General features: G+C 52.8%; 20 protein-coding genes and 1 tRNA gene. 13 read left to right on the top strand and 8 right to left on the bottom strand.

Annotation, left to right across the window (positions count from 1 at the left end; genetic code table 11):
• Window positions 1-412: 412 nt before the first annotated feature.
• The 3 genes from BMX00_RS13155 (at window position 413) to BMX00_RS13145 (ending at window position 3,606) form a co-directional block, all read left to right on the top strand.
• A complete protein-coding gene (locus BMX00_RS13155) occupies window positions 413-1,198 on the top strand; it encodes a hypothetical protein (RefSeq protein WP_090829477.1) in 786 nt (261 codons plus the stop codon).
• Between the two features lie 285 nt (window positions 1,199-1,483).
• Entirely contained in the window at window positions 1,484-2,980 is a 1,497-nt protein-coding gene (locus BMX00_RS13150; RefSeq protein WP_090829476.1) for a DEAD/DEAH box helicase, read from the top strand.
• A 74-nt stretch (window positions 2,981-3,054) separates the two neighbouring features.
• Window positions 3,055-3,606 carry a cob(I)yrinic acid a,c-diamide adenosyltransferase gene (locus BMX00_RS13145; RefSeq protein WP_090829475.1) on the top strand — a complete coding sequence of 184 codons (552 nt, stop codon included), beginning with the start codon at window positions 3,055-3,057 and terminating at the stop codon, window positions 3,604-3,606.
• A 26-nt stretch (window positions 3,607-3,632) separates the two neighbouring features.
• On the opposite strand, the gene lspA is transcribed toward BMX00_RS13145, so the two are convergent.
• Genes lspA through BMX00_RS13130 form a run of 3 tightly spaced genes read right to left on the bottom strand, consistent with a single transcriptional unit; the run spans window position 3,633 to window position 8,003 of the window.
• Window positions 3,633-4,118, bottom strand: coding sequence for a signal peptidase II (gene lspA, locus BMX00_RS13140; RefSeq protein WP_090829474.1), 486 nt, complete (start codon window positions 4,116-4,118; stop codon window positions 3,633-3,635).
• Between the two features lie 30 nt (window positions 4,119-4,148).
• Window positions 4,149-6,977, bottom strand: a complete 2,829-nt coding sequence (gene ileS, locus BMX00_RS13135) for an isoleucine--tRNA ligase (protein WP_090829473.1) — start codon at window positions 6,975-6,977, stop codon at window positions 4,149-4,151.
• Window positions 6,978-7,001: 24 nt separating this feature from the next.
• On the bottom strand, window positions 7,002-8,003 hold the full coding sequence (locus BMX00_RS13130; protein WP_090829472.1) for a bifunctional riboflavin kinase/FAD synthetase: 1,002 nt from the start codon (window positions 8,001-8,003) through the stop codon (window positions 7,002-7,004).
• 787 nt (window positions 8,004-8,790) lie between these two features.
• Here BMX00_RS13130 and BMX00_RS13125 point away from each other — a divergent pair.
• The 3 genes from BMX00_RS13125 to BMX00_RS13110 all read left to right on the top strand — a co-directional run bounded on the left by BMX00_RS13125 (window position 8,791) and on the right by BMX00_RS13110 (window position 11,469).
• Window positions 8,791-8,866: transfer RNA gene (locus tag BMX00_RS13125), tRNA-Phe, on the top strand.
• Between the two features lie 94 nt (window positions 8,867-8,960).
• On the top strand, window positions 8,961-10,523 hold the full coding sequence (locus BMX00_RS13120; RefSeq protein WP_090829471.1) for an anti-phage dCTP deaminase: 1,563 nt from the start codon (window positions 8,961-8,963) through the stop codon (window positions 10,521-10,523).
• A 448-nt stretch (window positions 10,524-10,971) separates the two neighbouring features.
• A complete protein-coding gene (locus BMX00_RS13110; RefSeq protein ID WP_090829469.1) occupies window positions 10,972-11,469 on the top strand; it encodes an NUDIX hydrolase in 498 nt (165 codons plus the stop codon).
• Between the two features lie 63 nt (window positions 11,470-11,532).
• Here the strand turns inward: BMX00_RS13110 and BMX00_RS13105 are convergent, their stop codons facing one another.
• Window positions 11,533-12,660 carry an acyltransferase family protein gene (locus tag BMX00_RS13105; RefSeq protein ID WP_177171866.1) on the bottom strand — a complete coding sequence of 376 codons (1,128 nt, stop codon included), beginning with the start codon at window positions 12,658-12,660 and terminating at the stop codon, window positions 11,533-11,535.
• A 513-nt stretch (window positions 12,661-13,173) separates the two neighbouring features.
• On the opposite strand from BMX00_RS13105, the gene BMX00_RS13100 reads away from it, so the two are divergent.
• Window positions 13,174-13,968 (top strand): polysaccharide deacetylase family protein, encoded by a 795-nt coding sequence (locus tag BMX00_RS13100; protein ID WP_090829468.1) that lies wholly within the window; start codon window positions 13,174-13,176, stop codon window positions 13,966-13,968.
• A 120-nt stretch (window positions 13,969-14,088) separates the two neighbouring features.
• Here the strand turns inward: BMX00_RS13100 and BMX00_RS13095 are convergent, their stop codons facing one another.
• Window positions 14,089-14,313 (bottom strand): hypothetical protein, encoded by a 225-nt coding sequence (locus BMX00_RS13095; protein ID WP_090829467.1) that lies wholly within the window; start codon window positions 14,311-14,313, stop codon window positions 14,089-14,091.
• Between the two features lie 312 nt (window positions 14,314-14,625).
• On the opposite strand from BMX00_RS13095, the gene hemA reads away from it, so the two are divergent.
• The 4 genes from hemA to grxD all read left to right on the top strand — a co-directional run bounded on the left by hemA (window position 14,626) and on the right by grxD (window position 18,360).
• Window positions 14,626-15,879: a glutamyl-tRNA reductase gene (gene hemA / locus BMX00_RS13090; RefSeq protein WP_090829466.1), complete on the top strand. Its 1,254-nt coding sequence runs from the start codon at window positions 14,626-14,628 to the stop codon at window positions 15,877-15,879.
• The gene (gene prfA / locus BMX00_RS13085) at window positions 15,876-16,964 is read left to right on the top strand and encodes a peptide chain release factor 1 (protein WP_090829465.1); all 1,089 of its coding nucleotides are present in this window, start codon (window positions 15,876-15,878) and stop codon (window positions 16,962-16,964) included. Before hemA ends, prfA begins: the two co-directional genes overlap by 4 nt.
• Before the next feature lie 112 nt (window positions 16,965-17,076).
• Entirely contained in the window at window positions 17,077-17,907 is an 831-nt protein-coding gene (prmC, locus tag BMX00_RS13080) for a peptide chain release factor N(5)-glutamine methyltransferase (protein WP_090829464.1), read from the top strand.
• A gap of 123 nt (window positions 17,908-18,030) precedes the next feature.
• Window positions 18,031-18,360, top strand: a complete 330-nt coding sequence (gene grxD / locus BMX00_RS13075; protein ID WP_090829463.1) for a Grx4 family monothiol glutaredoxin — start codon at window positions 18,031-18,033, stop codon at window positions 18,358-18,360.
• A 180-nt stretch (window positions 18,361-18,540) separates the two neighbouring features.
• Here grxD and BMX00_RS13070 read toward each other — a convergent pair whose 3' ends face one another.
• The gene (locus BMX00_RS13070; protein WP_090829462.1) at window positions 18,541-18,963 is read right to left on the bottom strand and encodes a YqaA family protein; all 423 of its coding nucleotides are present in this window, start codon (window positions 18,961-18,963) and stop codon (window positions 18,541-18,543) included.
• A gap of 386 nt (window positions 18,964-19,349) precedes the next feature.
• Here BMX00_RS13070 and BMX00_RS13065 point away from each other — a divergent pair, with 386 nt between their 5' ends.
• Window positions 19,350-20,093, top strand: coding sequence for a 4-aminobenzoate synthase (locus BMX00_RS13065; protein WP_090829461.1), 744 nt, complete (start codon window positions 19,350-19,352; stop codon window positions 20,091-20,093).
• A gap of 212 nt (window positions 20,094-20,305) precedes the next feature.
• Here BMX00_RS13065 and BMX00_RS13060 read toward each other — a convergent pair whose 3' ends face one another.
• Complete coding sequence (locus tag BMX00_RS13060) at window positions 20,306-21,235, bottom strand: LysR family transcriptional regulator (RefSeq protein WP_245728075.1); 930 nt, start codon at window positions 21,233-21,235, stop codon at window positions 20,306-20,308.
• A gap of 129 nt (window positions 21,236-21,364) precedes the next feature.
• On the opposite strand from BMX00_RS13060, the gene metE reads away from it, so the two are divergent.
• On the top strand, window positions 21,365-23,692 hold the full coding sequence (gene metE / locus BMX00_RS13055) for a 5-methyltetrahydropteroyltriglutamate--homocysteine S-methyltransferase (protein ID WP_090829460.1): 2,328 nt from the start codon (window positions 21,365-21,367) through the stop codon (window positions 23,690-23,692).
• 66 nt (window positions 23,693-23,758) lie between these two features.
• Here the strand turns inward: metE and BMX00_RS13050 are convergent, their stop codons facing one another.
• Window positions 23,759-26,440 carry a [protein-PII] uridylyltransferase gene (locus BMX00_RS13050; RefSeq protein ID WP_177171867.1) on the bottom strand — a complete coding sequence of 894 codons (2,682 nt, stop codon included), beginning with the start codon at window positions 26,438-26,440 and terminating at the stop codon, window positions 23,759-23,761.
• Window positions 26,441-26,480: the final 40 nt, after the last annotated feature.

The following is a 26,480-nucleotide window of genomic DNA, read 5'->3' as shown; positions in this document are numbered from 1 at the left end:
AAGGGGCCACCTGCATCGACTGCCATCAGAACCTGGTACACAAGGAAGTGGCCGAAACCGACCTCAACGAGAGCCGCAAACAGGGCAAGATGGTCCTCAAACCCGAAAAGAAATCCAAGGACGAGGACGAGGAGGAGTAAAATACCAACCTGCGTATTTCAAACACTATCGCCGCATTTTGTTTAATCGCTATTCTGCGGTTGTTTCTTTGACCGCTGCCTCCGATGCCTGAGTGGAGACAGCGGTTTTGATTTGCGCAAAATGAGCAATCCGTACGTCAAAGCCAGAAAGACAAGCGGCCCGCCCCAGCGTTTATTCGTGTTTTACTCCACCTGCTCCGAAATGAAATAATCTCTCAGCCAGAACAGCAGCCGGATATTTTTCATAAACAGAACTTAAGAATACGTTAGAAATGCTGCACCATTTTCCACAACCCAACGTCGCTTATCCCCATCGAATACGGGATTACTTCATCGCGGCTCTCACTTTCACTTGCGTCGCCATCAGTTTAAACATGGACGCCAGCGGGAGTATGGAGCAACAGAATTTCATGGGGCTCATCGCATGGACATTCCTGCTTGGATTGTTGTTTGGAGAAAATAAAGAGATACGGATGCAGGTCATCGTAGCCGTTGCCTTTGCCACACTGGGCGAGCATTTTGCATCGATCTATATGGGTGGATATACCTATCGATTCGGCAATGTGCCCGCCTACGTGCCGCCAGGCCACGGTATGGTGTATTTAACCGCGGTCGCGCTTGCGCGTTCCGGTTTTTTCCTGAGATATTCCCGGAAGATCGCTACATTCGTTGTCCTCACATGCGGTACATGGTCAATCTGGGGAATCAGCGGTTATCCCGAGCAAGGGGATCAGGTGGGTGCGTTATTATTCTGCGTTTTCCTCGTCTACCTCTTCAAGGGCCGCTCGCCAATGGTGTACCTCGCTGCCTTTTTTATCACAACCTGGCTGGAACTCATCGGCACCGCGGCTGGAACATGGAAATGGGCAGCGATAGAACCTGTCATGTCTCTGTCTCAGGGAAATCCCCCGAGTGGCGTGGCAGCGTGGTATTGTTTGGTTGATGCTGTTGCCATCGGCTCGGCCCCAGCGCTACTGAGCGGATTAAGAAAGGGTAATGAATGGCTTAAAGCCGGAAAACCTCAAAAAGATGTCCATCAGGGCGCACGAAATGATTAAATATATGTCTATAGCCTGACAATGCGCGATTTTCAATTTTCTCGATGTACAACCTAATGTCTATTCATGGTTGTCCAAAACTGTTCGGTCAAAGCTTCTGCCCACCGTTGTATTCCGTCGTTATCTGTAGTCCTCTTTTCATAAATTCTCTGCCTGAACCGGTCGTAATAGGCTCAACACGCACACCGTATGTGCCATGCACACAACGCATTAAGGACTTTCTGTACAAGTCCGGCCTAGGCATGCTCAAAAATTCTTATAGATCGTTTGTGAACAACCATCCATATGTCTTTCGCACAACTCAATTTATCCACTGAAATCCTGCGTGCCATCGCAGATCAAGGTTATACCGAACCTACCCCCATACAGGCCCAGGCAATCCCGCCAATTTTGGAAGGCCGGGACATCATGGGAGCAGCTCAAACCGGCACAGGCAAGACCGCAGGTTTTACATTACCGATGCTTAACCGCCTGCAGCCCGAAGCTAATACCAGTGCATCCCCCGCAAGACATCCCATCCGCGCGCTCATCCTGGTGCCAACACGCGAGTTGGCTATCCAGGTGTATGAAAGCGTAAAAGCTTACGGAAAATACATGCCGCTCAGGTGCGCTGCGGTTTACGGCGGAATGGACATGGAGCCGCAGACCAGAGCGCTGCGGACAGGCGTGGAAATACTTGTGGCCACCCCAGGCCGTCTACTGGATCATATTCAGCAGAAAACCATGAACCTGTCGAAGGTGGAGATTCTGGTTCTGGACGAAGCGGATCGCATGCTGGATATGGGCTTTCTCCCCGATATCAAGCGCATCCTGGGATTGATCCCTGAGCAGCGGCAGAGCCTGCTGTTCTCAGCGACTTTTTCCGAAGAGATCAAGAAGCTTGCGAACAAGCTCTTGAAAGATCCCATACTGATTGAAGCGGCAAGGCGCAACTCCATCGCGGAACTCATAACCCATGTGGTACATCCGATAGCCCGGGACCATAAGCGTGGCTTGCTGACGCATCTCATTAAATCCCAGGATCTGAAGCAGGTCCTGGTATTTGTCCGAACCAAGCATGGTGCCAGCCGCCTGGCGCATCAGTTGGAGCGCGACGGAATAACCGCGACAGCAATTCATGGCGACAAGACTCAGCCTCAGCGCACTGAAGCGCTGGCTCAATTCAAACAAGGCATCGTGCGTGTGCTGGTGGCAACTGATGTTGCTGCGCGCGGATTGGATATCGAGGAACTGCCACATGTCGTCAATTTCGAATTGCCTACCACACCCGAAGATTATATTCATCGCATCGGCCGTACGGGCCGCGCCGGCACGAAAGGCGACGCAATTTCGTTGGTGAGCGAGGATGAACGCGAGCAACTCGACGCTATTGAAAAGCTTTTGAAATTCAAGCTGACGAAAAAGGTAATAGCCGAGTTTGAGCCGGGAGTAACGGCCGGAACCGCAAGCACCGAGCGCGAGAGCCGCCACGGCAGCGACCGGGCCAAACACGAACCCGGAAAACGCCCTGAACTAAGAGAAACCCATTTCAAAGATCGCGGACATACAAAAGACCATCGGTATTTGCCGCGAAGCCGCTCCAAAATCCCGGAGGATCCGTTATTCAGCCAGCCCTATATGCCCTCGATGTCAACTGGTAGCCAATCGCGTTCGGCCAGTCCCTCCGCCACGGCGTCAGTCGTTCTCGGACGCCCGGATCACCTCCGGCACGGCCATAAAGAACAGCCGCTCGCCGCGCTATTCATGCCACGGCCGCCCCGTAAACCCCAACAGGACGGTTAATCTGAATTAAACCGTCCGGTTCCCTCCTTCCTGGTAGGCAGCCCATCACCTGAACAACATGACATAAAACTCCTATGGGAAAGCGCCTGACAAAGGTTTATACCCGCACCGGTGACGACGGCACCACCGGTTTGGGCGATGGGAGCCGGACCCACAAGGACAGCCCGCGTATCGAAGCAATTGGTACGGTGGACGAACTGAACAGCCATCTCGGCGTGTTGCTTGCAGAAGATCTTGAAAAAGACGTGCGGCTCAAGCTGGAAAACATTCAGCACGATCTATTCGATCTCGGAGGGGACCTGAGTATACCCGGACGAGTAACCTTGGCCAAAACGCAAGTCGCCCGCCTGGAAAAAGACCTGGACGAATATAACTCCACTCTGGAGGCGCTAAAGGAATTCATACTGCCGGGTGGGGCCCGCGCCGCCGCTCTATGCCATGTTGCCCGGTCGGTGTCCCGCCGCGCTGAAAGATGTGTAGTGGCGCTCTATCGGAACGAAACAACGATGCCCATGCATATCCATTATCTCAACCGTTTATCCGATTTTTTATTCGTATTAAGCCGAATCATAAATCGCCAACAGAATGCCGCGGAAGTGCTGTGGCAGCCTGCTAAAAACCTCTAACAGCTTTAGCTTAGCTCAAAGGCGCCTTATCCTTTTCGTTTCTCTGCCACGGGTTCCCTTCTGCGAAAACTGTCGACTATCAGCAACATTGCTCCCACGGAGATCGCTGAGTCCGCCACATTGAACGCCGGCCAATGGTAGGTGCCGATATAGAAATCCAGGAAATCGACGACATGGCCGAGGGTAACACGATCCCACAGATTACCCAGAGCCCCGCCCAGTATCAGGCTCAGCGCGATACAAAACCACTTGTCATCCGCATGCTTGCGCAGCAGGTAAACGATTAGGGTCGAAGCCCCCGCCGCAATGACGCTGAAAAACCAGCGTTGCCACCCATCTGCATCACTCAGGAAGCTGAATGCTGCGCCCGCATTGTAGGTCAGCACGAGATTAAAGAAACTCGTCAATGGAATCTGTTCGCCATTGAAGAGTGAACTCTCCACCCAGCGTTTGGTGGCTAAGTCCAGGACCAGTACCACAAACGCGAGGATCAGGCTGGCCGACAGCTTCATCTTAGCTCGGGCGATAGAGATTGCATTTCCTCAGGCATAATGTCGAACCTCGCCCGAACCGTACAGATTGGACAGGCATCGGCCGCAAATCGTCGGGTGACCAGCGTCGATCCCGACGTCTTCACGATAATGCCAGCAGCGGTCGCACTTGCGATGCGTACTTGACGCTATAAGAATTTGCTCTTCCTGCGAATCCAACGCCTGCATCACCTGGGCTTCGGACGTGATGAGTACCAGGCGGAGATCATTCCCCAACGAATCGAGCAGCTCAAAATCATCGCCGCCCACATGAATTTTTACGGTGGCGGCCAGCGATGAACCAATCTTGCCCGCCGAACGCGCCTCTTCCAGCGCCCGCTGCACCCGCGAGCGAAGCTCACGAAGTCGCGCCCAGCGCTGCAACAAGGTTTCCTCGTCCGCCTGCTCGGGGAACATATGCCAGGTATGCAGCAGCACGCTACCCTCTGCGTCGCTGGTCAGATGCTCCCACACCTCTTCGGACGTGAAGCTGAGAATGGGCGCGAACAGCCGCACCAGGCTGTGGGCGATGTGATATAGCGCACTTTGCGCCGAGCGGCGGGGTATACCCTTGACGGCAGCGGTATAAAGCCGGTCCTTCAGAATATCGAGATAGAAACCGCCCAGATCCTCTGAACAGAAGTTGTGCAGCCGGTGCACGATCAGATGAAAATCGTAATGCTGATAATCGCGTTCCAGGCCATCCTGGAGCATTCTCATGAACGCCAGCATATAGCGATCAATCTCCAGCCATTCCTCCACCGCAACGGCATCCCTGTTCGGATCGAAATCAGCCAGATTGGCCAGAAGAAAACGAAGCGTGTTGCGTATGCGGCGGTAACTCTCCACCACCCGTTTCAGAATTTCGTCGGAAATGGAAAGCTCGGCGGAGTAATCGGTGGAAGCCACCCACAATCGCAGAATATCCGCTCCCGAGGTATCCATTATCTTCTGGGGAGCAATGACATTCCCCTTCGATTTGCTCATCTTGTGCCCATGTCCGTCCACGACGAAGCCATGCGTAAGCAACGCATTGTAAGGCGCACGGCCATCAATGGCACAGCCGGTCAAGAGCGAAGATTGAAACCAGCCCCGGTGCTGGTCGGAGCCCTCGAGATACAGGTCTGCGGGATACCCGAGCTGTGCGTTGTGTTTGAGCACCGTGTCGTGCGTGGTCCCAGAATCGAACCAAACGTCCAGCGTATCCGGCAATTTCTTGTAATCTTTCGCTTCATCGCCCAATAGCTCCACGGGATTCAGGCTGAACCACGCCTCGATTCCCCGCTGCTCCACGAGCTGCGCCACCTGCTCCAGCAGTTCATCGGTACGCGGATGTAATTCATGGGTTTGCTTGTTTACGAAGAGCGCCATGGGCACGCCCCAGTTGCGCTGGCGCGAGACGCACCAGTCCGGCCGGTTTTTTACCATCGCTTCCAGCCGCGCCCTCCCCCAGGAGGGGTAAAACGCAGTGGCCTCTATCGCAGCCGATGCCGCTTCCCGCAAGGTCTGGTTAACATCATCTGGATCCGTGCTCCTGACTCTCTTGTCCATGGAAATAAACCATTGCGGCGTCGCGCGGAAAATGATGGGTGTCCGGTGCCGCCAGCAATGCGGATAGCTGTGCTGCAGCTTCTCTTCTTTCAGCAGGAGGCCACTTCTCGCCAGCTCCTGAATAACCACCTCATTGGCTTTCCAGACCAGGAGTCCGCCAACAAGCGGCACATTTTCGAAAAACCGCCCGTCATCCCCCACCGGATTGTCCACCGGCAAACCATACTTCTGCCCCACGGCATAATCGTCCACGCCATGCGCCGGTGCGGTATGCACCGCGCCGGTTCCGGCGTCCATCGTCACGTGCTCTCCCAAAATGATGGGAACCTGGCGCTGGTAAAATGGATGCTGAAGTAAAATACCCTCGAGCGCGCGCCCCATATATTTCCCCACGGTATTAACGCCAGCCCTATCAATACCATAGCGCTGTAGCGCACCATACAGCAGGGGTTCTGCTATCAGTAAGCACTCGCTCCCCATATCCGCGATGACGTAGAGCTCATCAGGATTCACACTCACCGCCTGATTCGCGGGCAAGGTCCACGGCGTGGTTGTCCAGATAACCACATACACCGGTTTAGCAGATTGATCAGCCGAGCCGGAATTTCCAGACGAATTCGAGATTTTTTTCCGGAAGGCGACGAGATCGACCACCCTGAACTTCACATCGATAGCGGATGAAGTCTTGTCCTCATAATCCACCTCAGCTTCCGCCAGCGCGGAACCACAATCGATGCACCAATTGACGGGCTTTTGCCCCTGGTAGAGATATCCGCGTTCATGAATCTTTCCCAGCGCGCGGATGATGCCGGCCTCTGTGTTGTAATTCATGGTGAGATACGGATGATCCCAATCGCCCAGGACACCAAGCCGGATGAAATCGGCTTTCTGCCGGTCAACCTGCTGCTGCGCAAAAGCGCGGCACAGTTCCCGCACCTTTTCCGGGGGCAGATTCTTGCCGTGCTTTTTTTCTATCTGATGCTCGATGGGGAGCCCATGGCAATCCCATCCAGGCACGTAGGGGGCATCAAAGCCAGCCAGCGTTTTCGACCGGATGACGATGTCCTTGAGAATCTTGTTGACCGCGTGGCCGATGTGTATGTCGCCGTTCGCATAAGGGGGACCATCATGCAGTACGAATTTTGGACGACCTTTGCAGACTTCCCGGATTTTCCGGTAAAGATTCTTTTCCTGCCAGGCTTTGAGCATGAGCGGTTCGCGTTTGGCGAGATCGCCGCGCATGGGAAAGGGCGTATCAGGCAGGTTAAGCGTTTTTTTATAGTCAGTCATGAAATATAAAAAATAATGCGATCGTCAGTTCGGCCTGTGCAGGAGCTTCTTTTCAATCGTGGCAGAAGCGGTGGAAGGAAGCGCTCGGAAATAATTCCGGGCATCCTCCACATCCCGCCCGATCTGCTGAGTAAGCGTAACAAGATCGGAATACTTCTTTTCGTCGCGAAGCTTGCGAAGAAAATGTACCCGCAAGTGTCGGCCGTAAATATCCTGATCGAAATCGAACAGATAAACTTCCAATACCGGTTTGCCGCCCTCATGCACAGTCGGACGTACGCCCAGGCTGGCAACCCCCTGGAACGCCTGGGACGGAGACAGCGCTGGATTATCGAAGCCTTCCATCTCGACTTCCACCACGAAAATTCCTGACAGCGGTGGCCGGTTATGCTTCAACTGGATGTTGGCGGTGGGAAAGCCGATTTTCTTTCCCAACTGATCCCCCCTCACCACACGTCCGCTAATGCTATAGGGGTGTCCCAGCAGGCGCTCGACAAGATTCAGGTCGCCCGCAGAAAGTGCCTTGCGAACAGCCGTGCTCGAAACCCGCATGCCATCCACGGTGTAACCCGGCATTTCTTGCACCGTAAAACCGCATCTGTCCGAAAAAGCCTTGAGCATGGCAAAATCCCCGGCGCGGCGCGCACCAAAACGAAAGTCGTCGCCTACCAGAATCCAGCGGACGCCAAGCCCTTGCTGAAGGATATGCACAATAAAATCCTCCGCGCTTATCCTGGCGAAGTCGAAATTGAAACGGCATATCTGCACCCGGTCGACGCCCGCCGCCGCCAGCAGCTCCAGTTTTTCCCTCAGGCTGGTAAGACGGGTGGGCGCTTTATCGGGCGCAAAAAACTCGCGCGGATGGGGCTCGAAAATCATCACGCAAGAGGCGAGACCAAGCCGACCGGCAGCTTCTTCCAGACGGGCAAGCATGGCCTGATGGCCCAGGTGCACCCCATCAAAATTGCCTATGGTGAGCGCAACGGGAGCTTCAGGCTTAACGGGGATACCGCGGCAAACATGCATGACATGCAACTGCTAAAATGCTGAATTGTAGCCTGTTTTAAACCGCCGGGTCTATATGGCCCGGTTGTAACTGAATATGGCAAACTTTCCTTATCAGATCGGCCAGCAAACAACGCTGGTCATTTCGCGCAAACGGAAATTCGGAAGAGCCCCAACTTTATAATGCCCAGCCTTAGGCAATTCTACAGCATGGTGATAACCGGAGTTTGTTCCAATGACTTGGGCGCTGTGCTAGAATTGCGCGGTCAAAAAAGCGTCACATTGCCCTCGTTTCGCTGCTTGAGCTTCAGGGGGGGATTGACGTGCAAGGGGCTTGTTGCGTGAAGGCTAACTGCCCCAGGGTTTATCGGGCATGTTAAGCACGGCGAGAGCCGGGCGCGCCGGAGCTAAAATCCTTGTGTCGCGATAAAGTTGTAGTGTTTCAAATGGCCAAGTAGCTCAGTCGGTAGAGCAGAGGACTGACAACTCGGCTCGACATGGGAATGTCGAGGCTTGTTGGAGTGAAGGCTAATTGCCCCAGGTTTATCGGGGCATGTTAAGCACGGCGAGAGCCGGGCGGCCGAAGCTAAAATCCTTGTATCACGCTAAAGTTGTAAATGTTTCAAATGGCCAAGTAGCTCAGTCGGTAGAGCAGAGGACTGACAACACGGCTCGACATGGGAATGTCGAGGCTTGTTGGAGTGAAGGCTAATTGCCCCAGGGTTTATCGGGCATGTTAAGCACGGCGAGAGCCGGGCGGCCGAAGCTAAAATCCTTGTGTCACGCTAAAGTTGTAAATGTTTCAAATGGCCAAGTAGCTCAGTCGGTAGAGCAGAGGACTGAAAATCCTTGTGTCGGTGGTTCGATTCCGCCCTTGGCCACCATAAAGAAAGTCAAAGGCTTGTCCGTTAATACAACGGCAAGCCTTTTTCTTTATGTAATCCATTTGCAGTAGCGAAGGAATGGTCAGAAAAATAAATGATTAGAAATGACTCGATAGTCAGTCTGCCCCAGAAGGGGAGCGTAACCGTTACGGAAAGCGAGCTTCTAGCGCCAAAGGACCGACGTACCCAAGAGCTTGTAATAGCGCTTGTCGGCCCTGTGGCATCCGGTTGCACAACAGCCAAAGCGATACTAGAAAACACGCTCGAGACTCAGTATGGTTACACGGTAATACCTTACAAACCTAGTGACCAGATCGCGAGTAGCGCAAAACTTCTATCTGAAAATATCGAAGTTGGTTTAACCGGAAGTAATCGCATAGCAAAATATCAGGCGGTTGGAAATACCCTACGAGAAAAATTTGGCAACAATTATTTAGTTGCGAAAATCATAGAGCGTATACATTCGATTAGACAAGAGAAGGGGTTTAAGCCTGCCAAAGGAGGTGAAGCAAAGGTTCCGCAATCTTTACGATATGCTCATATCATTGACTCGCTCAAGCATCCAGCTGAACTTGACTTGCTTCGCGAGACATATGGTGACATTTTCTGGGTTTTTGGAGTTTTTGCGCCTGAAGACATCAGAAAGGAGCGATTAAAAAAAAATAGCCCAAGCGAAGCTGAAATTACCAAGATAATCGAGAAGGATTATGGGGAAAATGATGACTTCGGGCAACAAGTGAGTGACGCGTTTCATAAAGCTGATTTTTTTGTACGCAATGATCATCCAAATGATGTAGAGTTGAGGAAATCGCTAGAGCGTTACCTTGAAATACTCTTTGCCATACCGGTTCATTCTCCGACATCCGATGAAACCGCGATGCACGCGGCGCATGCCCAAGCTGCTATCTCTGGCTGTCTCTCTCGACAAGTAGGCGCGGTGATCGTAAGCAAGAAAGGGGAGATAATCGGGTTGGGCAGGAATGACGTTCCAAAATTCGGCGGTGGCCTATACAGTGAGGAGGACGGTAAGGATGATCACCGTTGTTACAAGTGGGCGGACAAGATTTGCCACAATGATGAACGAAAAAACCGGCTGTATGAAGCTGCGTGCGATAAATTAAAACCGTTATTGAAAGAAGACATCAATACTCAAGCAGTTGAGGACGCGCTAAAGCAGACAGATATTAAACAACTGATTGAGTATTCTCGAGCTGTTCACGCAGAAATGGAAGCAATTATTTCTGTCGCAAGGGGCGAAAAGACAGGTATCGTGGGATCGACATTATACTGTACGACTTTTCCTTGCCATTCTTGTGCTAGACATATTGTCGCAAGTGGGATTGAAAAAGTCGTGTTTATCGAACCTTATCCAAAAAGTTTAGCCACAGTATTGCATAGTGATTCTGTTTCAGTAAAGGAAAACACTACTGAAAGGAGGGTGAGATTTATTCAGTATGAAGGCGTTGCCCCACAGAACATACTTCGACTTTTTCGACTTGACTCAACAAAGAGGCCAAGAAAGGAAAAAGGCAGATTTATCTTGATGGACAAAAAAATGGCTCAGCCTATAATAACAACTTCTCTTGACGATTATTCAACTCACGAGCAGTGGGTGATCGGGAAACTAGCAATATCGGAGAAGAATAATGAAAGATGAGGATGAAGGACGTCAGCTAGTTTTTGACTTTTCAAGCCAAGTTGTAGCTAATAGCAAACGGGCAATTGAAACTCTCCGGCTTGTATACGTTGCAAATAATGAATTCAAAGCTACGCAAAACCTAAACAATATAGACATTCGTAGTAGAGTCTTAGAAAATCTCTTAAAGACAAGGATTACGAAGGTCTGAGGTCTCGCTTACGCGACAATACTTTTTACTTGTTGCAAATTTCGATAACTGAACAATCAGCTGGAAATATAGCGCTGCCCTTATTAATCTCTCCCATCTATAAACCGTTTCACCATAAGCGCATCGCAAGTATCCAAAAGGCGGCCAGACGTCCAAAAGCCATTTAATCGGCTTATATGCCTGTACTTGGGTTATCCGTCACACATACAGGCAGAACGGGAAGTCATAGTTATTGTTCGTTAACGATGGGACTTCCCCATGCCCCCCACTAGCGCCGGCATCCTTCCCTACCGCTTGAAAGCCGGTCACCTTGAAGTTCTCCTTGTCCATCCCGGAGGACCATTTTGGGCCAAGAGAGACTTGGGATCGTGGTCAATCGCAAAGGGTGAGTATGACGAAAACGAAGATCCCCTTCAGGCCGCCCTGAGAGAATTCTTCGAAGAAACCGGACACCGACCAACTGGGCCGTTCTTTCCGCTTGCACGCCGCAAGCAGCCTAGCGGAAAAATCGTTGATGCATGGGCGGCCGAAAGCGACTGGGATCCTTCCAGCCTGGTCTCAAACACATTCAGCATGGAGTGGCCGAAGGGTTCGGGCAAAATTGGGGAGTTTCCCGAGGTGGACCGCGCCGAGTGGTTTGATATAGCGGAAGCCGCTCGCCGCATTCTTCCTGGACAGCGGGGATTTTTGGACGAGTTGTACGAAAAGCTCACGGGAGAGCGTCTTCAAGCGCTGAGCGCGCCTCCTCATGCGTAATATTCGCCTGTTTTGACAACCCAACCACATCTCGAAACTGGCTTATACGACTATTTCAGATTGCTATTGGAGTGTGCCCTTGCTACGAGAAAAGTCTCCGGCCTCGGCGACAGAAACAACGGTACCCTTGGTTCTCTTCCAGACATGAGCGGGGCTACTCCAGATGTTTTCGACCCATCTGAAAAATAAAGCGCCACCAAAGATACTGACGCAGAAAGCCAAAATCAGCCCGAACGCATTCGTGACAGGTTGAGCTGGGAAAAAGTGAAAGAATGTTGTATTGACAACCAGGCACAGGGGAAAGTGAACCAGGAATATCGAGTAGGAAATGCGTCCGAGAGAGGTAAGAAAATTCGGCAAGGGCAAATTCTCAAGCAACGAGCTATATTGCCGCGCAAGTCCCAGCATCAGCATTACAAGCCCCGCAACCGCTATCCGTGCACGGAAATCCACCAGCAATGCCATGATTACCACCAGAACGAGTAGCAGGAGCCAAAGGCTACGGTGCCGCGTGTTCGCAATCCAATAAACCAAAATCCCGAGACCGAACGAGCCAAAAAAATAGAAAGCAGTTTCATCCCAGGAATTATCCCGATTAAATACAAACAGCGAGGCTAAAGTTACGCCTGTAATCACAATCTGACCGGCCGCCTTGAGGTTCGGGTACCAACACTGGATTTGTCCCGATAGCCACAGCAACATCACGGTAAGCATGAACAACTGAAAATCAACAGCTACGTACCAGACACCTGCCGATAGAACCTCCTGATCGAGCAAATCCTGCAGTAAAAATGCATGTGCCAGAAGTTGGAGGAGGTTAGGTGCATCAGGGATCGAATCGTGAATCATCCAACGCCTGGCAACGGCCGCACACGCGATTGCCAAGATCAGGGCGGCGAGATAGGGCACGACCAGTCTGAAATAGCGTTGTTTAATTGCCTGAACGGGGTAAGCCATGACCAGTACCCCGCCTGGTGCATGCTTTCCCGCGAACAGAAAGCCCGCAATGACGATAAAGACTTGTACCGCCATTCTTCCATATTCGTAGACTCCCTCAATCAACCCGGGAAACAGCGGGTACGCTATCTCGGACATGGGGCCGTAGGCTGCCAAGTGATGCGATACAATTGATAAGCAGGCAATGGCTTTGAGCGCATCCAGAAGGGGCACTCTCGAAATGTTAGCGTGCATGTCGCTTAGGTTTGACCAGAGAGATGCGTACAGCGCCGCTTATAAACGAGCTATCCAGGGCGTCATGACCAAGTCGACAAAGAGAAACAGAAACGTTGTATGACGCTGATCAAAATTTTGCTGGGAGTAGTGGATTAAGACGAGTGTTACTTATCGCCGGCGACTATTCTATTGGAATTTCCCTCGCATGGAGTGTTCGGATAACAAAAAACTGTTGAGCTTGATGTTCCCGCGTTAAAGATCCCCATGTTAAAGGTCATGTTAAAAGTCCTTATGGTCTATCGAATCCACTGTCTTTTTCGGATATGCTAAGTTGGCGTGGCGCCAAAAAAACTTTCCTTCATTTATATTTACAAAGCCCTATGCGAACTGACGTTTATACGCTTGAGAACGCGATGAAGCGCTTAGCCGATGCGATCGGAGAGGCAATTGAAGACGCTGGGAAGCGGCAGTTGTTGCGGGGCGGCATGAGCGTCGGATTCAGATTCCCATACTGACGCTTTTGCCCCGCATATGACCCCATTTTTTTCGTCGCCTATTCCCGTCATAGCCTTTCATCGCGTGCTCCCTTACAAGAATTCGATATCGGTCACTATCGACGAATTTGATCATTATTTGCAGTGGTTCAGGAAAAGGGGCTTTCGTAGCCTTACAAGCGCGCAATTCGAGCGTGCCCTCGCCGGAGAGGAAGTCGTTGAGCGTGGCCTCGTTATTACGTTTGATGATGGGTACCGTGATAACTGTTACATCGCCGCGCCGCTTCTCGAGAAATACGGGATGAACGCAATATTGTTCGTTGTCACCGGAAAAATAAAGGATGAGCAAACAGGGCAACCGACCGACACCTGGCTTGAAGAAGGGGACGAGCGCTACTTGTCCTGGGATGAAATAAAGTCAATGGTCGATAGCGGAATTTTTGAGCTTCATTCCCATACGCACTCGCACGACTCGTCCTGGATTAACAGTTCTTCCGCAAATATCCGGCAGGTCGTCCAGCAGGATATCGCTATTTCGGTTCAAACACTGCGTGATCAAGGGTACACGCATGAGATTCATCTTGCGTGGCCTTGGGGTTACTTTCGTCAGGAATGGCTCGATGATCTGTCGGCGTTGGGAATCAGATTCTCGTACACGACGCAGCCAGGCACCAATTATCCGGGTTGCGATATCAGGAAGATTATGCGCCTGAGCGGTGAAAAGCCTTTTGATTACATCAAACGCTTATGCTCGGTAGGGTCCTCGCCCGCGTTGGGAAGGGCGCTCAACAGCGCGTCAAGAACATGGTCTGCCATGCGCGGCAGACCGTAGTTCCCGTATCGGTTTGTACTAAATTGAACATTTAATACACGTGCGACCGGCACAGGCATGCAGTGCAAGAGCGATGTGATGTGATTCTTGTATCGATCCCCTTCCAATATCCGGTGTGTTTTATTGTTCTGCAGATGAAACATGATCGGGATGGGGGTTGAGTGGGGCGATGCCGACACTCGGCCCGGCTTCGCTCGCCCAATATACCTTGGATTCAGGCCATCCCACGAGCGGCTCTTCATGTACATAAGGTGACAAGCTGTCGCCGGTAGCGTTGAAGATAGCGTAGGACTTCCGCTCCACGCGGCCTTCCGCGGTTCGCACATACGGGACATATTTAGCCATGGTTAGCCTCATGTAATGATGAAGTACGATCAGATTGTAGCGGCTATTTGTTACGGAATTTATACGAAATTCTTATAAGCTCAGCAATTTTTCCGATAGACTTGCCCTTTATTTCCTTTTTCCCCGGCCCCTCTTGGCCCCAGTTTGCTCTTTCCCGCAGAAGTGCCCAAGCGCCCCAGGAAGCAGCTTGATCTTCGGACTCGCATATTTTTCTCTAAAACAGAAACTCTTCTAAGTGATGGTATTCAAAAGCTTGTAAGACTATAATCAGCGAATTTTTAAATTTCCGCCCCGTCGCCTATCGTGTCTTCAATGCAGTTATTTGCCTTTGGCATTAACCATCAGACTGCGCCGCTGGACGTGCGCGAGCAGGTCGCGTTCCCGGAAGATGCGATGGAGCGCGCGTTGCTCGATCTGGTAGGACGCCGCCCGGTGAAGGAGGCGGCGATTGTGTCCACCTGCAACCGAACCGAGGTTTATTGCAGTACGGATAAACCGGAGGAGGCAACGCATTGGCTGGCCGATTTTCATCAGTTGCCCGCGCGGGAGCTGGAGCCGTATCTGTACAAGCTGCCGCGCGAGCAAGCGGTGAAGCATGCCTTTCGCGTGGCCAGCGGTCTGGATTCCATGGTATTGGGTGAACCGCAGATACTGGGTCAGCTAAAAAATGCAGTGAAATCCGCCGAGCACGCCGGCACACTCGGAATGCTGTTGCACAAACTGTTTCAGCGCACTTTTTTTGTTGCCAAGGAGGTTCGCAGTTCCACCGAGATCGGCACAAATTCGGTTTCCATGGCCGCGGCCGCTACGCGGCTGGCAGAGCGAATTTTCGGTGAGATCAATGAGCAGCGCGTGCTATTCATCGGCGCGGGAGAAATGATCGAGTTGTGCGCGAGTCACTTCGCTGCACGCAATCCCAAGCGTATCACCGTCGCCAATCGCACCAGTGAGCGCGCACAGGCCCTGGCTCATCGCTTCAATGCGCAGGTCATCACCTTGAATGAGCTTCCCGAACAATTAGCACTCCACGATATCGTGGTAACCTGCACCGCGAGCACACTTCCCATACTGGGCAAGGGAATGCTGGAACGCGCAATCAAGGCGCGCAAACACCGACCGATTTTCATGGTGGATCTGGCCGTGCCGCGCGATGTCGAGCCGGAAGTGGCGGAATTGGATGACGTGTTTCTCTATTCCGTGGATGATCTTGCCGAGGTGGTGAAGGAAGGATTGGATGCTCGCCAGGGCGCCGTTGCACAGGCGGAGGCGATCATCGACTCGAACGTCGTCAATTTCATGCATTGGCTCGAGTCGCGCGAAGTCGTCCCCACCATACGTGCGTTGCGCGATCAGGCTGAACGCTACCGCCGCCATGAACTGGAGCGGGCCAAAAAGCTTCTTGCCAAGGGCGAGGACCCGCAAAAAATAATCGAATCGTTGAGTAACGGCCTGACCAACAAATTCCTGCATATCCCTTCCTACGCGCTCAATCACGCTGTAGCGAACGAGCGTGACGATCTGGTCGATCTGATAAACCGCCTGTACCATCTCCACCGTCCGGAATGAACAAAAGCATGACTGCCAAGCTCACGCAGCTTAGCGTGCGCCTGGAGGAGTTGAATCGCCTGCTGAGCAGCGAAACCATCACCGCTAATCTCGACAAGTATCGCAAGCTCACGCGCGAGCGCGCGGAGATCGCGCCGGTAGTCGAACTCTATGATGCCTATCTCCAAAGCGAACGCGACATTCATACCGCACGGGAGATGTCTGCGGAAATTACCGCCGATGCCGAGATCCGGGAATTTGCTGACGCCGAAATGCGCAATGCCAGAGAGAGAATGGCGCAAATCGGGGTGGAGCTACAGAAGGAACTACTGCCGAAAGACCCGAACGATGAGCGCAACATTTTTCTCGAAATACGCGCTGGCACTGGCGGGGACGAGTCCGCGCTATTTGCGGGTGACTTGTTCCGCATGTACACGCGCTTTGCTGAGCGCCAACGCTGGCAGGTGGAAATCATTTCGCAAAGTCCTTCCGAAGCGGGTGGTTATAAGGAAATCATCGCCAAGATCATCGGTAATGGCACCTATTCCAAGCTCAAGTTCGAATCCGGTGGTCATAGGGTCCAGCGCGTACCCGCTACAGAGACTCAGGGCCGCATTCACACGTCCGCCTGTACCGTTGCGGTAATGCCTGAAGCGGATGAGATTATGGATGTGGTGCTCAACCCGGCCGAGCTGAGAATCGATACATTCCGCGCCTCCGGTGCAGGTGGCCAACATATCAACAAGACGGATTCGGCGGTGCGCGTCACCCACCTGCCGACCAATATCGTGGTTGAGTGCCAGGATGGGCGCTCTCAGCACAAAAACAAGGCTCAGGCGATGAGCGTCTTGGCTGCGCGGATTCGCGATAAGCAGATGCAGGAGCAGCAGAGCAAGCAGGCCGCCACCCGCAAATCATTGATCGGTACCGGCGACCGCTCCGGGCGCATTCGTACTTACAATTTTCCTCAGGGTCGGGTAACCGACCACCGGATCAATCTTACGCTCTACAAGATCGAACAGATCATGGATGGCGATTTGACCGAGCTTTGCTCTGCGCTGATTTCCGAACATCAGGCTGAGCAATTGGCGGCACTGGGCGAATAAGGCCAAGCATTCTGCATTTTGTGTCTGTTCTTGTGTCTGTTCCTGAGCTGGCGCTATCGAAATCGCGAGGTCACCGAATATCTATGGCTAAGCGGGGTCTGAGATAAACCGAATGCGGCAAATCACCGTCTTGGAAGCAGTGCATCAAGCACGGCGGACTATTGGCGATATCGATGCGCGAATGTTATTGCAGCATGTACTCGACATGAGCCATGCAGTTCTAATTGCCCACTCCGATCGGGAGCTTTTGCCGGAACAGGCGCAGTACTTCGTCCAATTGGCGCAGCGCCGCGCCCATGGCGAGCCGGTTGCCTATCTTACGGGCAAGCGTGAGTTTTACAGTCTGGATTTCAAGGTCAGCCCCGCAGTGCTCATCCCCCGGCCAGAAACCGAATTACTCGTGGATCTGGCTTTGGAGCGAAGTCCTGTAGACTGTCTCCTGAAAATTCTCGACCTCGGGACCGGTAGCGGAGCTATCGCGCTGACAATAGCGAAATATCGCCCCCTGGCATCTGTTACCGCTGTGGATGCGTCGAACGATGCGGTAGCTATCGCCAAGTCAAACGCCAAGCAGCTTGGCGTAAGCAACGTGAACATTATCAGAAGCAACTGGTTTGACAGGCTTGTCGGGGAAAGATTTGATCTCATCGTTTCCAATCCACCATACGTTGCAGGTGCCGATCCTCATCTGGCTCAAGGCGATTTGCGCTTTGAGCCGTCCATGGCTCTGACCGATAGCGGCGATGGCCTGAGCTGCCTGCGAACGATTATCGCCGCCGCGCCTGCTCACCTGGAAACGGGTGGTACGCTGTTGGTGGAACATGGCTATGATCAGGCGCAAACCTGCCGCCTGTTATTGGAAGAGGCCGGTTTTGGGGCGATAATTTGCCGTCCCGACTTAGCCGGAATAGCTCGGATTAGCGGGGGAATCTGTATGATTTAGCAGGGAACGAATAGAACCTAATTATGTCTTTCGATGTTTAAACCAATATCTCTTGAAAACAGCTCGGCTTTCCCCTATGCTGATTTGCCGGTTGATTAAATTTCAGGAGGAGGACGAGTTAATATGGATACACAAGAAACTATTAAACAACAAGTTACGACTCATCCCGTCGTGCTTTATATGAAAGGCACGCCGCAAGCGCCTCAATGCGGTTTTTCCGCCCATGCGGTAAAAGTCCTTAATGCGTGTGGGGTAAATAATCTGTTTGCCGTGAACGTCCTTGCAGAACCGGAATTCCGGCAGGGCATTAAAGAGTACTCAAACTGGCCAACTATTCCGCAACTCTACATCAACGGTGAATTTATCGGTGGCTCCGACATCGTTACCGAAATGTACCAGAGCGGCGAATTGCAGAAGCTGCTCCAAGAGAAGAAAGATCAGGCTGCGTCGTAGACAGTGGTTGGCAGTGAGTCGTTGGCAGGGTCCAGGCAGGAATCATCTCGGCCTATAGGTAAAACCACATAGGCTGCATTGAGCAGCAGTGGAGCAACAAGCTCAGCAGAGTAAAAAAGCCGGCGTGATCATTAGCTTCCGTCGGCTTTTTGTCAGGGCAATCGATGCTTTTAAAGCAGATCAGGAGCTGATCGCTGCCGCAATCGCCCAGTAACGGGCAAACTTTCCGGCGGCCATGAACAACATCGCCCCTACCCAGTTAATTCGTAGCCATCCCGCAGCAACACATAGCAGATCCCCGATAAGAGGTACCCATGACAGCAGCAATACCGGGCTGCCATGATTCCGCACCCACTCGAGGCCTTGCAAGTTTCCACCCGACTTTTTCACGAGCGTCTTTTCGTCGGGTAACAGCCGCCCGATCACATAAGAACTCATGCCACCCAAGGTATTACCCAACGTTGCCACGCCTAGAGCAGGCCAATATAGCTGAGGATAAGCAGTCAGGATCCCGAATAGCACTACTTCCGAACCACCCGGCAGCAGCGTGGCGGCAAGGAAACTGCTGGTGAACAGCGCGAACAGGCTCGTTTGCTCATCCATAAAGTTATCGGATATCCCGGATATGTAAAGCCATGGTATAGGCGAGGAGAGACTTTCAAAGAGACTCTCACGGGTCCCTGAATCTCAGCGATTGCCGGGCAGCGCTGAATTGGCGGCGGTGCCCGGCCGGACTGGCAGCTCGACTGGTAAAAACCAGGTGATTATAGGGGATCAGAAGGCGCAACACGATTGTGGCTGGCGTTTTTTATGGGTTTCGATATCCCCATCCGAGCCTATCTTAAATGAGGCCACGGTTGTACTCCACTGATAACCCGGAAGCTGTTTGCGGGTTCCAGCTTGCCATTCACATATCAAAATTTGACTTGGCGTCATTATTTCGCGATGATACGCCGACCGTCCACCATCTCTGTTCAAGAGGAAAAACCATGAAAACCAATGTATCTCTTAAGCAAAAGATCGATTCCATCATTGATGCCAGACACTTGCTCAAGCATCCTTTTTATATTGCCTGGACAGAGGGCAAGCTCTCCAAAGAGCAACTGCGCCATTATGCGGAACAATATTTTCATAATGTCCTGGCGGAGCCCACCTATTTGAGCGCGGTACATTTCAACACACCGCACCTTCATACTGAAACCAATAGCGGCGATATCAGCGTGCGCCAGGAAGTACTGAGGAATCTGATTAGTGAAGAGTACGGCGAAAAAAATCATCCCGCCTTGTGGAAGACATTTGCCCTGGCCTTGGGCTCGAGCGACAAGAGTCTGGCCAATGCAACAGCTCTACCCACCACAGCCAAGCTGGTTTCAACGTTCCGTGATATCTGTCTGAACCAGCCATTTTATGCCGGTCTTGCTGCAATGCATGCTTTTGAATCGCAGGTGCCCTCGATTGCCGCCGTGAAAATTGACGGGCTTGCAAAGTTCTATGGAATGGACGACGCGAACAGTTACGAGTTCTTTACTGTCCACCAGGAAGCCGACGTGCATCATTCACAAGCGGAATGGGCATTGATCGAACGTTTTGCCGATACCCCGGAGAAGCAGGCTGAAGTTCTGGCCGCGACTATCCGAGCCTGTGACGCGCTGTGGGGCTTTCTGGATGGAATTTATGAGAACTACTGTGCAAACCTGTTCGGTGAAGAAGAAACCGCTGTGACTTTGCATTAACTTGCTCTAAATCAGGGGTAGAGAAACTCAAGGATTTTTTGCGCATTGGTTTGCGCATGAGTTTGCCTATCCCCTGATCTATATCGCTGTCTGAACTGCCCCCATCTCTTCTCCTTCTTCTCCTTCTTCTCCTATTTCTCCTATTCTTCCTCCTTTCGTTCTCCTCTCTTCCGTTTCAATTCATTTTTAACGACGGTGTAGTTTCAGTGAAGTCACCCCAGCGGAATGATTCCATCAAGCGTTGCAAAGCACGTATTCCTGGCGGTGGTCAGAAAATCGCGTAGATAAGGACGGGAAGCCGTTTCCTTTAGCGTGGATACGTACAGATCGCTCCATAGTCCCTGTGTGCCGATGCGACGAGCAATCACGTAGTCGTGATCCACATAATTCTTGATACCCCAGCTGGGCAGGGCCGCTACTCCACGACGGCTGGCAACCAGTTGCAGTATAGCTACCGTCAGTTCCGCCGTGCGCCGCAGCGGGTGGATGCCGGCGGGTTTCAGCACATGGAGAATCAAATCGATACGATCTTCCGGCACCGGGTACGTGATAAGCGTTACATCAGCGAAATCGGTCGCGTGCAATATCCGTTTCGCGCGTAAGGGGTGTTCCGGCGCCAGCACCGCGAGAATTTCGAAACGGAATAGCGGATGGTGGACAATGCCGCGCCGCGGCTTGTATTCCGACCCAATCACTACATCCGCGCCCCCCTCTTCCAGCAGCTTGACGGGATCGCTGTGGAATCCGGATACGAGGTCCAGTTCAACGTCCGGCCAATGCTGGCGAAACGCATCCATCAGGGGCATCAGCCAATCGAAACAGGTGTGGCATTCCAGCACGATACGCAAGCTCCCCGATGTTTGTTGGGACAATTTCGCCAACCCTCGCTCAGTCGCCTGAATCTCCTCCAGTACCTTTTCAGCGAGGGTCACCAGGTGTTTTCCGGCATCGGTGAGTTCGACGGATTGTCCCCGGCGCTGTACGATCGATAGCCCGTAGTGTTCCTGCAGCGATTTGATCTGATGTGATAATGCAGATTGCGTGAGATGCACGCGTTTGGCAGCGCGCGATACGCTGCCGGTTTCCTGCAGGGCCATAAGCGTACGCAGATGGCGCAATTCAAGTATTGATGAGAGCGACATATATATGAATTAGATTCATTAATATTTTATAAGATTTCATTTGATTCATAAGTTAGTCTGCCACAAAATCATGGACTGTTGCAACGGATCTGCATTGGATCTATTGAGTATAAACACAGGAGATCGATCATGGCACTGACGCACAACCTGGGGTTCCCGCGGATCGGCGCGCGGCGAGAACTGAAGCACGCGCTTGAAGCATACTGGCGCGGCGACATCGATGATGAATGGCTGCGGGCCACCGCGGCGGAAATCAGAAAGCGGCACTGGATTTTGCAGCGGGAAGCAGGCATTGACCTGATTCCCGTCGGCGATTTTGCGCTCTACGATCAAATGCTGAACATGACCGCATTGCTTGGCGCGGCGCCCGCGCGGTTTAACGCCCCGGAACATGGCGAAACCGGACTGGATCTTTACTTCGCCATGGCTCGTGGAACCGCGACTCAGCCGGCGATGGAAATGACCAAATGGTTTGACACCAATTACCACTATATCGTCCCTGAATTCGATGCGGACACGACATTTCGCATTGATTCCCTCCAACTCTTCAGGGAAGTCGCCGAGGCCCAGGCTCTAGGAATCTCTCCAAAGGTGGTGCTCATCGGACCGCTGACTTATTTGTATCTTGGCAAGGAAACCAAGGCCGGTTTCAGTCGCCTTGATTTGTTGCCGCATCTGTTACCAGTTTATAGGGACATCCTGGCTCAGCTCGCGTTCCGTGGCGTGGTGTGGGTCCAGATCGACGAGCCAGTGCTGGCGCTTGACCTGAATGACGAGTGGCTACACGGCCTGGATCAGGCGTACTCCGCCTTGCATGAGGCGGGTGCGAAATTGCCGAAGTTGCTGCTAACGACTTATTTCGAAGCGGTGGATAACCATGCGGAGCGCTTGAAGGCGCTGCCGGTGAGTGGCCTCCATATCGATTTGTGCCGCGCACCCGATCAACTCGATACTTTTCTCGACGGCTATCCGGAGGATAAAGTACTGTCGCTGGGCATCATCGATGGACGCAATGTGTGGCGTGCGGATCTCGTGCAAGCATTCTCGACACTGAACCGCGCTTACTCCACTTTGGGGCAGCGATTATGGGTTGCACCCAGTTGTTCGCTTCTGCATTGCCCGGTGGATCTCGCGCTGGAAACGCGGTTGGAGGAGGAGATCAAGAGCTGGCTGGCTTTTTCGGTGCAGAAGTTGAGCGAGATTTCGACGTTGGGACGAGGCCTGAACCACGGGAAAGATGCAATACAGGAGCAATTAAACGCCTCTACCCGAGCCAGGCAGGCGCGCCAGCAATCGCCGCGCATACACAACCCGGTCGTTCAGGATCGTCTTCAGCGCCTGACGCGGAGCGATAGCGAACGCGCAAACCCGTTTCCGGTGCGACGGTTGCTGCAACATAAACGCTTTCAACTGCCCCTTTTACCCACTACAACCATAGGTTCATTTCCACAGACACCGGAGATTCGCAAGGTCCGCGCCGCTTTCAAGAAAGGTGAAGCCAGCAATTTGCTGTATCTGGAATCGATGCGCGATGAAATACGGCTGGCGGTAAAAAAACAGGAGGAGATCGGGCTGGACGTGTTCGTGCATGGAGAACCCGAACGCAACGACATGGTGGAGTATTTTGGCGAGCAATTGTGGGGCTACGCTTTTACCGAGAACGGATGGGTTCAAAGCTATGGTTCGCGCTGCGTAAAGCCGCCTATCCTCTACGGGGATATTTACCGGCCCGAACCGATGACAGTGGACTGGATTGAGTATGCGCAAAGCCAGACCACAAAGCCGGTTAAAGGCATGTTAACCGGACCCATCACCATGCTGATGTGGTCGTTCGTGCGTGACGACCAGCCTCGCCCCATTACGACCCTTCAACTGGCGCTTGCGATCCGCGACGAAGTCGCCGATCTGGAGAAGGCCGGTATCGGGATGATCCAGATTGATGAGCCGGCGTTTCGTGAAGGACTGCCGCTAAAAAAAGCGGATTGGAACGTTTATTTGAAGTGGGCGGTAGAAGCGTTTCGAGTATCCAGTTCCGGTGTGAAGGATGATACCCAAATACATACCCACATGTGCTACTCCGAATTCAATGACATCTTGCCTTCGATTGCGGATATGGATGCAGACGTGATTACCATCGAAACCTCGCGCTCACGTATGGAGTTGCTGAACGGATTCGGCCAATTCAAATACCCTAATGAAATTGGGCCCGGGGTGTACGATATCCACTCGCCTCGAATTCCTCAGACAGAAGAGATGCTGGAATTGCTGGAGAAAGCGTGTTCGGTCATTGATCCGAAACAGTTGTGGGTTAACCCCGATTGTGGCTTGAAGACACGAACCTGGCCTGAAGTTGTGACGGCGCTCAAGCGGATGGTTGCAGCTGCACGCCTGCTGCGCAACCGCATGGAGGTTTCGGAAACTGAATCAGTGGATGCACCAGCAGATGCTATAGCGTGAGCGCAGGCGTTGATGTGAGACGAGGATCCGGCCAGAACAGTACCGGCAGGCTCCTTGTCGATGCGCTTACCGAGCCCCAGCGAGTGCCAATGAATCGCTATGAGCCTCAGTGAATCCCTTATGCACGTCTTCAGCGATCGGCTCCGCGGCATTTTTTTCCAGAGATTCCCCGGCTGTTTCGCGTGAAGTTTGTAGCGCTTTTATCAGCTGTGTTTCCAAGTGGATCAGTGTTTTCGCTTCGCTCAATATATTTCCTGTAACCAGGAACGTGTCCTCGGCACGTTCGCCCAAGGTATTAATCTTTGCACTATGGACGTTTACGCCAAACTGCACCAGCACCTGCGCGATTCGCGACAACAGTCCCGGCTGGTCGCCCGCAACGATCGATAAGATATGGAACACGCCTTTTTCATCCGACTCAATGTCAACTTCCGGGGTAATAGGAAAATGCTTGAGGTGCCGGCTCAGGCGCCCTCGCGGTGGAGGCTCAAGGGGTTCCTCCTGCTGTAGTCGCCCTGCCAGTTCATGTTCGATAAAGCCTAGTATGTCGCCGTGGCGCTCCGTCATGTTGGCGGAGTCCAACACCAGGAATGTATCGAGGGCATAACCATGCCGGGTGGTATGAATTTTGGCCTGAACGATGTTGTAATCGCTGTGATCGAAAAAATCGCAAATCCGGGCGAACAAATCCTTCTGGTCGGCGGTATAAACCAGCACCTCGATCCCTGTTTTAGCAGGCGCCAGACGGGCCTTTACCACCGCTGCGGAAGCTTTGATCTGGTGGCGCAAATGCCGTGTGTGCCAGGCGATTTCCTCCGGTTCATGCAGCAGGAGATAGCTGGAATCAAGCGCCGACCAGAGCTGTTCATGCACCTCGGCGGGTATATCGTCGCGTCGCAGTAGTTCCAGCGCCTCGTTTCTGCGATTTTCCAGCATCCCGGCAGTTTGGGCTGCCTCACCGCACAGATGCCGCCGTGTTGCCCAAAACAAATCCTCCAGCAATTTGCCTTTCCACGCGTTCCACACCCTTGGGCTAGTGCCCCGGATATCTGCAACCGTGAGAAGATAAAGGGCTATAAGGTGGCGCTCATCCCCCATCCGCCCGGCAAACTCTGCGATGACGTCCACGTCGGACAGATCTTTTTTCTGCGCCGTCATGGACATGATGAGATGATTTTCCACCAGCCATGTAACCAGCTCGACATCTTCTGGCAGCATCCCGTGTTGTTCGCAAAAACGCCTGGCATCGGCCTTGCCTAATTTTGAGTGATCGCCGTGGCGTCCCTTGGCAATATCATGGAACAGTCCGGCCAGGTAGAGCACTTCAGGTCTTTCAAATTCGCCGATAAGCCGGCTGCATAGGGGATATTCATGACAAAATTCCGGCGCCATGAAGCGGCGCAGATTTCGTACCACCATTAAAATATGCTCGTCCACCGTATAGACGTGGAACAGATCGTGTTGCATCTGACCGACAATGCGGCCAAAAGCCGGCAGATAGCGTCCGAGGATGCCGTACCGGTTCATCAGGCGCAGTTCGCGGGTCAACCCGCGCGGCTGGCGCAGGATTTCCATGAACATGGCGCGGTGGCGCGGTTCACGCCGGAACGCCGAATCGATCAGCGACGCCGTCCGCCACATCCCTCGCAGCGTCGCTGCGCTCGGAGCTTTTAAGTCGGGGTTCTGTTGCAGCAGCAGTATACTTTCCAGAATCGCACCTGGATTCTGGCGAAAAGTAGCTTCATCGCGCACCTCCAGCAATTCGCCGCGCTTCTGGAAACGCTCATTGATGACAACCGGAACTTCGCGCGAAGCGGGAAAAATCTCCGCATGTATAGTGACCAGCAGGATGGCGTTGATCTGTGTTACCCCTCTGGCGGCGCGATAATACCGCTGCATCAGTACTTCCACGGCATGGCGCGGCGGTTTGGCGGCTATGCCAAGCTCTTCGGCAAGAGACGTCTGATAATCGAATACCAGCCGGTCTTCCCGCCTCCCCGCAAGATAGTGCAGCCGTATACGGAAATCTTGCAGGATCGCTTGATGACAATGCGCGAGGCGCGCTTCGCGATAAGTGATGAACCCATGTTTAGCAAGGTCCCGCCAGGATTTGCCCAGCCCCGCAGCGCGACTGACCCACAGAATATTCTGCAAGTCGCGAAGGCCGCCGGGACCTTCTTTTAAGTTAGGCTCAAGATTATAAATCGCGTCATGATAACGACCGTGCCGTTGTTGTTGCTCAAGCTGCTTCGCCATGAAAAATGCGTGTGGCTCAAGCGTATCTTGCATCGCGCGCGAGAATTTCCTGAACAACGAGCCGGGTCCCGCAAGCTGACGGGCTTCAAGCAGGCTGGTCTGTACCGTAATATCCTTCGCCGCCTCTTCCATGCATTGGGCGAGCGTGCGAACGCTATGACCAACCTCCAGTCCGATATCCCATAAAAAACTTACCCAATGCTCCAGCCGGGCTCTGGTTGCGCTATCGATTTCGTGGGCGCTACCTTCTACTGAAGGAAATAGCACCAGCAAATCCACGTCCGAGTGGGGGAAAAGCTGTCCGCGCCCATAGCCGCCTACCGCTACCAGCGCGATGCCTTTGGGCATGGCCATGTCATGCCAGACCCGACGCAGGATACCATCGATCAGTTTGGCGTGGCCTCTTAGCAAGGCCGAGCCATCCCGGTTTTCGGAATAACACTGGCGCAACAGCTCTCGGCCCTCAAGGAGTTTCTCCTTGATCACTTCCATATCCAAAGGATTTTTCAAGGGATTTTCTAGGGAATTGTTC

It is taken from the genome of Nitrosovibrio tenuis, from assembly GCF_900109785.1.
GTDB classification, from domain to species: domain Bacteria; phylum Pseudomonadota; class Gammaproteobacteria; order Burkholderiales; family Nitrosomonadaceae; genus Nitrosospira; species Nitrosospira tenuis_A.
The sequence above is the reverse complement of the archived record's forward strand: the minus strand, read 5'-3'. Positions and strand labels throughout refer to the sequence as shown.